The sequence below is a fragment of the Streptococcus sp. HMSC074B11 genome (genome assembly GCF_001808705.1).
GTDB lineage: Bacteria > Bacillota > Bacilli > Lactobacillales > Streptococcaceae > Streptococcus.
This window is the reverse complement of record NZ_KV794288.1, coordinates 104,897-111,480: the sequence shown is the minus strand read 5'-3', so window position 1 is coordinate 111,480 and position 6,584 is coordinate 104,897. Positions and strand designations below refer to the sequence as shown.

Sequence of the window (6,584 nt, the reverse complement as noted above, 5' to 3'; positions counted from 1 at the left end):
TGAATTTGATACCTCAGTGGGACGGTGAAGGTGATAGTTTCGATCTAAATGAAGTTAGTCTTAAAGAACTGCGACAGTTTTCAAATCTGAAGCAAGCGACTATCATAAGCAGTAATTTTGAACATGTCAAAAAAACCTTCGACAAGCAAGGGGTTCAAGTGAAGGTATTATAATTGTTGCATTTATCTGAATAAATCATAAATGGATGGTATAAGTTCTTTAATGATAAGGGCTAAAAAGGAAAGAAATCTGGTGATAGATAATGAACATTCTTGATCTTAATTCTAATCAGAAAGAGACGATATTGTTAATCCACCCGATGTTATCATCGGCTCAAGGGATGAAGTCCCTGATTGCAGACCAGATGGGGCAAAAGTTTAGATATATCATTCCGGATTTGTCGGCGCATGGGCAATCAGCTTCGCTCATCTACGAATCGGGTCTTAAGGAAAGCCAGATGATTTATGATTATCTAAAGGATCATCATATAAAAGACTTGCGTTTAGCCTTTGGTGCATCCTTGGGTGGAGTTGTATTACTGCAACTGTTGAATTACAAGGACATCAGGTTTGAGAAACTTGTTTTTGAAGGGGTTAGTTTATGGACAAATGCGCCCTTGCTTGATGTCTTTACTAGGTATTTATTGTTAATAAAGCATAGAAAAGCTCTGCGAAATAGAGATATAGCTGTTCATAAGATGGTTGCACTTTATGGAGACAAAGGAGAGATGATGGCGGATTCTTTCATTGCTATGGATGAAGAAAGCATCAAACATATTTCCCATGATTGTGCCTTCGTAGCTTTGCCTAACCTTACGCCAGGGGAACAAAAAAATTGTGTTTTCTTTTATGGTTCAAGAGAATTCGACTTGATGGCTGCTAAAAAAGTTCTCCCAAAAAAGTATCCTCATGCCAAATTTCATATTTGGCAAGGATATGACCACTGTTGTAAGATCACTGAAAATCCGGCAGTTTACTGTAAATTATTAGAAGAAATGGTTTTAAAGAAAAATATCAGTTTTAATGAGGTAAGACATGATAAGTAAAAAATCTGATCTTGAACATTATAGAAATATGTTAAAACAACCCTGGGGAAAGATACAATATGAAATAACCTTTGCCCAACTTGCTCATCTGGAAGGTAAGAAAATTCTTGATTTTGGATCTGGATTTGGCTTGGTCAGTGAATTTCTCTCTCGCAAGAATAAAGTTATTTCTGTTGTACCTAATGAGGAAATGCTCTATGCCAACTCTTCCACATCCTATGAAAAATTGTGGGGAAGTATTGACCAACTCGTTCGTTTTACGGATAAATCCTTTGATCTTGTCCTTTGCCATAATGTTTTAGAATATATAGATCCTAATGACCGAAAAGACTATCTTCTGGAGTTCAAAAGAATTTTAAAAGATGATGGCTTGATTTCAATTATCAAGCATAATCACGTTGGAAAAGTTCTACAAAGTGTTGTTTTTGCTAATGATATCAATCAAGCATTTAGCTTACTCAATGGTGAAAATTTTGAGAGCCTATCTTTTGCAAGTGGTTCTACTTATACGATTGAGGAAATATTAGCTTTGTCTGGTCTTAAATTAGAAAAATATTTGGGGATTCGAACATTTTACAGTCTACAGCCAAATGAATTTAAGAACAAAGAAAACTGGTTAGAAGAAATGACAAAGATTGAACTTGCAGTATGTGATTTAAAACCCTATAAAGATATTAGTTTTTTACAACATTTGTGGCTAAAAAAATAATAGAAGCATAGGTTTTGTTTTAAAGTAAATTAAAAACTGATGTATATGAAGAAAGAGTGAATGAGATGATTTCTTCAGTTTGTAACTTGATAAAATCTTTTCTACAAATCTATTTTTCCAATTTTGAAAGAAAAATTCTTAGACAGTTCATGATTGTATCTATTTTAGTTCAGTACTTTCAATTTTTGTTTTTAGAAATTTCATTATATAATAAAGTGTATCAAAAAATATATATTAATAACCTAAAAATGTAAATAGATATTGAGGAGAAAATGAATGCAAAAAATAATGTTGATTATCAATCCAACCTCTGGTGGAGAAAAGGCTTTAGATTATAAGGATAAGCTAGAAAATAAGGCTAAAAAATACTTCGAGCAAGTCGATACCAGAATTACACAAAAAGCGCAAGACGCAACCAACTTCGCCACAGAAGCTTCCAGAGAACATTATGAGGCAGTTCTCGTATTCGGTGGAGATGGGACTGTCAATGAAGTAATCTCTGGTATCGCTGAAAGAGACTATATTCCAAAACTAGCAATTATACCTGGAGGAACTGGAAATCTCATTACGAAATTATTAGAAATCAATCAAGATATTGATGGTGCCATTGACGAGCTTGATTTTAGTTCTACAAACAAGATTGATATTGGAAAATCCAATGGCCACTATTTTGGCTACATTTTTAGTATTGGTTCACTACCAGAAGCCATCCATAACGTTGGGATAGAGGATAAAACAAAATTTGGCATGCTCGCCTATGCGATTAATACCATGAAGTCAGTTGTTACAGATCAAGCATTTAATATTCAAGTTGAAACAGAAAATGGAAACTATATTGGAGAAGCAAGTCACGTTTTAGTTCTCCTAACCAATTATTTTGCTGATAAGAAGATTTTTGATGAAGATAAGGACGGATATGCAAACGTTCTGATTCTTAAGGATGCATCAATTCTTTCTAAATTATCTGTAATCCCTGACTTATTAAAGGGTGATGTTGTAGAAAATGATCACATCGAGTACATAAAAGCTCGTCATATCAAAATTTCTTCTGATTCCGAATTAGAAACGGATGTTGACGGTGATAAATCTGATGACCTACCAGTAGAAATCAAGGTACTAGGGCAGCATATCCAAGTCTATTCTCAACCGAAAGCATAATCTTATTTACCTTTAACAACAATTTTTTTAAACAAAGGAAAGCCTATGAATTTTAGAAGATTAGCGACTATTGGTCTTTGCTCAACACTTCTTTTGACCTTAGTGGCTTGTAATCAAGCTCAAAAGTCGAGTGATGGAACTACTGAAACTTCAGTAACTCAAACACAGTCTGCTCAAGTTTCTTGGAAGGCTAGCTATACCAATATGAACAGTCAACCAAGTGCAGAAGAAGTTCGAAAAGCCTTGGCTGCGCATTTGGATAAAGATAGTGTCGATGCTTTTTTCAACCTTGTTAATGACTACAATGAAACTATAGGTTCGGTTGGCTTAACTGGGGATTTTTCTACATTTACCAAAACAGACTATGATGTTGAAAAGATAAGCAATCTTTGGACACCGAAGAAAGGTGATTTTGTAGGTACCAACTGTCGTATTAACAGTTATTGTTTATTGAAAAATTCTATCGAAATCCCTAAGTTAGAGAAAGATGATTCCCTCTTGTTTGTCGATAATGATGCCATTGACAAAGGAAAAGTCTTTGGTGCGGAAGACAAGGATGCTTTTGATATTTTATTCTCAAGAGTCAAGACCGAAGCAACGACAGATGTTAAGGTGCATGCTTCTAAGATGGAACAATTCCTTTCTCAATTCAAGTTTAATGAAAATGCAAGAATGCTCTCCGTAGTCGTCCATGATGACTTGGATGGTCAATCCTTATTTATTGGCCATGTCGGGATACTTGTGCCAAGTGAGGATGGCTATCTCTTTGTCGAAAAGTTAACCTTTGAGGAGCCTTATCAAGCCATCAAATTTGAAACCAAGGAAGATTGCTACAAATATCTAGATACAAAATACGAAAACTATACAGGTGAAGGTCTAGCGAAGCCCTTTATTATGGATAATGATAAGTGGGTTCAACTCTAAAAGTAGTATTTTTCGGATGATTTGCCTAAAGAGTAGATAAGAAGTTACCAACCGAATGATAGTTAAATTGATATGATTAGAGGACAGCAAGCATGGATGAATATACATTAAGAGTTGTAAAAATTGATAAAGAAGCTATTTTTGAGTTGATCTACGAGACTTTTATAGCGCAAGAGCAAGAACTGTTGGACCTGTCTCCAGTAGATGTTATCAATGATTGTGCTATGGATTGGGAAAAGGGAGAGTTTATCTTTGCAGCACATCTTCAGGAAAATAGTCTGGGAGAATTGAATCCTCTTCCCAAAGATATTGATATCCAAGAGTTGCTGAAAAAACTACCTGTTACAACAGATTCCGTTCTTGGGAAAAAGAGGATTTATAGAGATTTTTCATTCGACCAATTAAAAAAATAGTATAATAGTAGTAAATAAAATAGTCATAAGGAGACACAATGGATATTAAAGATTTTACAGAAAAAGAACAAGAGATGATTAAAAAGGGACTAACTTTCTCTAAGCTGAACGATAAGGAAACTGCCGATAAGATTATCGCCTTAATTCCTCAGGATATGATTAAACGGATTCCATTTTTTGTTAGAAAACATGCTATTACACGTACCGTTAAGAGAATCTCGCTCGAGTATCCAGAGTTGTATGCTGTAGCTGAACAAGAAGGCCAACTTCCTGAAAAGGAAGCTCAAGAATTGCGACAAATTCTTACAGATATTTTCCAAGAGAAAATGAACAAGCATAAGATTAAATAAGTTTTGAGATTTAGCAATAAGATGTCGATTGAGTATTAGGAGTTGAGAATGGCTATTGATGGCGTTAAAATCATTGACAGTGATCAAGGTTATGACATTTACAATGAGGTAGTTGGTCGCTATAGAGATGGTGATCATGTAGCCAATATTATCAAGGATATCCTCGATGCGGAAAAAGATCACTGTCAAACAGACTTTTTTACAGAAATTTATTGGACTGCTCTTGCCTACTCGTTGTGGAAGATTGGTCATCTGACAGACGACATCAGAGACAAAACCTTGGAGCTTATAAAAAAAGGGGCTGATCCATTTTGGTTGGAAATAGATCCAAAGGCTTTGAAGCAAAGGCAGAAGGTCTTGGAAAAACTTGCAGTTCAGTTGCAAACTGAAAATCCTAGACCTCTAAAGGTTCCTAAAGACAAAGCTAAACGCAAACCCTACTTTGAAGAAGGAGATATCCTTGCTGTTAAGTTCCAAGATGAGTATGGTCTTGTCTTTGTATCTATGGTTGAGCAGAGTCCTAGAAAGCTTGAGTACCATCTAGCTTGCACGCGCCTCTTACAGACAAAAAAGCCCACCATCGATGATTTTTTGACCAGTCATATCTCCTGTAAGATGGACAATAGGAAGTTTGCTCTGGTTACAGATTGCTGGTTCAATCACAAAGATTTAGGGCAATTATTAGAAAATATTGAAAAAATTGGACAGGTGAAACTCAGCCCATTTAGTCTTTGGATGCTGGCACCTGCCCAAAATTTAGAAGATATTTATGAAGAAATCACTAGAGATAAAGGCTTTTCTGGCCTTCGGTTCATCGAAACCTATAAACTTGTCGACGATATTTTTCCAGTTTAATGCCTATGTGATAAAGGGGGAAATGGTCAATCATTCCCATTGACTGTGTTGGGCTCTGACACCATAACTATCTAGGGAACCATCTGAATGGAACTTGGTTTCAATCTGGTACCTTTTCCAGAGGTCGTAATCTGCTGTTTGGATGGTTAGGATAAAGTTGGTATCCTTATCAGAGACATTATAATCAGCAGGATTGACTTCAAAGATATCGATTAACTTTCGTGTTTGAAAATCTTGGAGTTTGAGATTTGCTAGCTTGACATGATTGATGGAAATTTCTTCTAGTTGATTGTTATCCTTAGGTGTTCTGTAATAGGTGATGACGCAGTTTTTGAGCTGATCAGTATCTTTACCTGTGGGAGTGAGGCTCATAAAGCCAAAGGACTGATTATCCCGCTTGACTTCGAGAAGCTGACCGTAGTAGAAGTGGTCGTTTTTGGGATTGGTGATGGAGCTCTCTGCGCCTTTATCTCCAAAGGTATAGCCTTGGTCTAAAAGCTCGGAAGCCTTGGTCTCCCCGATAATGACAGTGGTATCTTGAATGCTTACTGGAACAGGTTGAGCCGGAAGACCACTCATCATCATGCAAAACATAAAAACATAGCTCGTTAAAAAAGCTATCCCGATAAAAGCGTTGGTTGATGCATAGACATGACTGTTATGAAAGTTTTTTCTTATAGCCAGTACAACAAATTTGCCAATACTTTTTAAAACCATACTAACAAGTACGATGAAAAATTGTTTCTTCAAACATTCATAAATGGCTTGAGGAAAGCTATTACCATGATAGTAGAAGACAGCCAATACGAGGAGATTTACGATTAAATAGATTAGCAAGAACCAATGAATCTCTTTAATGGCATTGGCATCAGTAATTTCTTCATAGTCAACGTGAATTCTACCTTGAATGGCATGGCCGAGTTTATAAATCCATTTGGGAATGTCTTTGCCTTTTTTAACCGCAACTACAAGTCTAATATAGAGATAGATAGTAAAGGACAAGGATAGAAAGAAAAGAGCATAAAAACCCAAAACAATACTAGTGAACATTACTATTTCCCCCTATTTAACATTCAATAAAACAATTTCTTAGCTCCATTATAGCATTTTCTATAAAATAGAGCTAAAAA

Annotated in this window: 9 protein-coding genes; 8 read left to right on the top strand and 1 reads right to left on the bottom strand. The window is 35.7% G+C overall.

Annotation, left to right across the window (positions count from 1 at the left end):
• The first annotated feature begins 5 nt into the window (after positions 1–5).
• The 8 genes from HMPREF2619_RS11815 to HMPREF2619_RS07750 all read left to right on the top strand — a co-directional run bounded on the left by HMPREF2619_RS11815 (position 6) and on the right by HMPREF2619_RS07750 (position 5,454).
• A complete protein-coding gene (locus tag HMPREF2619_RS11815) occupies positions 6–173 on the top strand; it encodes a DUF6892 domain-containing protein (RefSeq protein ID WP_398578184.1) in 168 nt (55 codons plus the stop codon).
• 89 nt (positions 174–262) lie between these two features.
• A complete protein-coding gene (locus HMPREF2619_RS07780; RefSeq protein ID WP_070460533.1) occupies positions 263–1,045 on the top strand; it encodes an alpha/beta hydrolase in 783 nt (260 codons plus the stop codon).
• Positions 1,035–1,754, top strand: coding sequence for a class I SAM-dependent methyltransferase (locus HMPREF2619_RS07775; protein ID WP_070460531.1), 720 nt, complete (start codon positions 1,035–1,037; stop codon positions 1,752–1,754). Before HMPREF2619_RS07780 ends, HMPREF2619_RS07775 begins: the two co-directional genes overlap by 11 nt.
• A 276-nt stretch (positions 1,755–2,030) precedes the next feature.
• Positions 2,031–2,912, top strand: coding sequence for a diacylglycerol/lipid kinase family protein (locus HMPREF2619_RS07770; protein WP_070460529.1), 882 nt, complete (start codon positions 2,031–2,033; stop codon positions 2,910–2,912).
• A 45-nt stretch (positions 2,913–2,957) separates the two neighbouring features.
• Positions 2,958–3,836, top strand: coding sequence for a DUF4300 family protein (locus HMPREF2619_RS07765; protein WP_070460527.1), 879 nt, complete (start codon positions 2,958–2,960; stop codon positions 3,834–3,836).
• A gap of 92 nt (positions 3,837–3,928) precedes the next feature.
• Positions 3,929–4,249 (top strand): hypothetical protein, encoded by a 321-nt coding sequence (locus HMPREF2619_RS07760; RefSeq protein ID WP_070460525.1) that lies wholly within the window; start codon positions 3,929–3,931, stop codon positions 4,247–4,249.
• Positions 4,250–4,287: 38 nt separating this feature from the next.
• A complete protein-coding gene (locus HMPREF2619_RS07755; protein ID WP_000351658.1) occupies positions 4,288–4,599 on the top strand; it encodes a hypothetical protein in 312 nt (103 codons plus the stop codon).
• A gap of 48 nt (positions 4,600–4,647) precedes the next feature.
• Positions 4,648–5,454 (top strand): hypothetical protein, encoded by an 807-nt coding sequence (locus HMPREF2619_RS07750; protein ID WP_070460523.1) that lies wholly within the window; start codon positions 4,648–4,650, stop codon positions 5,452–5,454.
• A gap of 30 nt (positions 5,455–5,484) precedes the next feature.
• On the opposite strand, the gene HMPREF2619_RS07745 is transcribed toward HMPREF2619_RS07750, so the two are convergent.
• Positions 5,485–6,504 (bottom strand): hypothetical protein, encoded by a 1,020-nt coding sequence (locus HMPREF2619_RS07745; protein WP_070460522.1) that lies wholly within the window; start codon positions 6,502–6,504, stop codon positions 5,485–5,487.
• Positions 6,505–6,584 lie beyond the last annotated feature (80 nt).

What these genes read in the sequence shown, in the direction of transcription:
- HMPREF2619_RS07765 (WP_070460527.1), top strand. Translation starts at nt 2,958, where the DNA reads ATGAATTTTAGAAGATTAGCGACTATTGGTCTTTGCTCAACACTTCTT.
- HMPREF2619_RS07755 (WP_000351658.1), top strand. Translation starts at nt 4,288, where the DNA reads ATGGATATTAAAGATTTTACAGAAAAAGAACAAGAGATGATTAAAAAG.
- HMPREF2619_RS07770 (WP_070460529.1), top strand. Translation starts at nt 2,031, where the DNA reads ATGCAAAAAATAATGTTGATTATCAATCCAACCTCTGGTGGAGAAAAG.
- HMPREF2619_RS07745 (WP_070460522.1), bottom strand. Translation starts at nt 6,504, where the DNA reads ATGTTCACTAGTATTGTTTTGGGTTTTTATGCTCTTTTCTTTCTATCC.
- HMPREF2619_RS07750 (WP_070460523.1), top strand. Translation starts at nt 4,648, where the DNA reads ATGGCTATTGATGGCGTTAAAATCATTGACAGTGATCAAGGTTATGAC.
- HMPREF2619_RS07775 (WP_070460531.1), top strand. Translation starts at nt 1,035, where the DNA reads ATGATAAGTAAAAAATCTGATCTTGAACATTATAGAAATATGTTAAAA.
- HMPREF2619_RS07780 (WP_070460533.1), top strand. Translation starts at nt 263, where the DNA reads ATGAACATTCTTGATCTTAATTCTAATCAGAAAGAGACGATATTGTTA.
- HMPREF2619_RS07760 (WP_070460525.1), top strand. Translation starts at nt 3,929, where the DNA reads ATGGATGAATATACATTAAGAGTTGTAAAAATTGATAAAGAAGCTATT.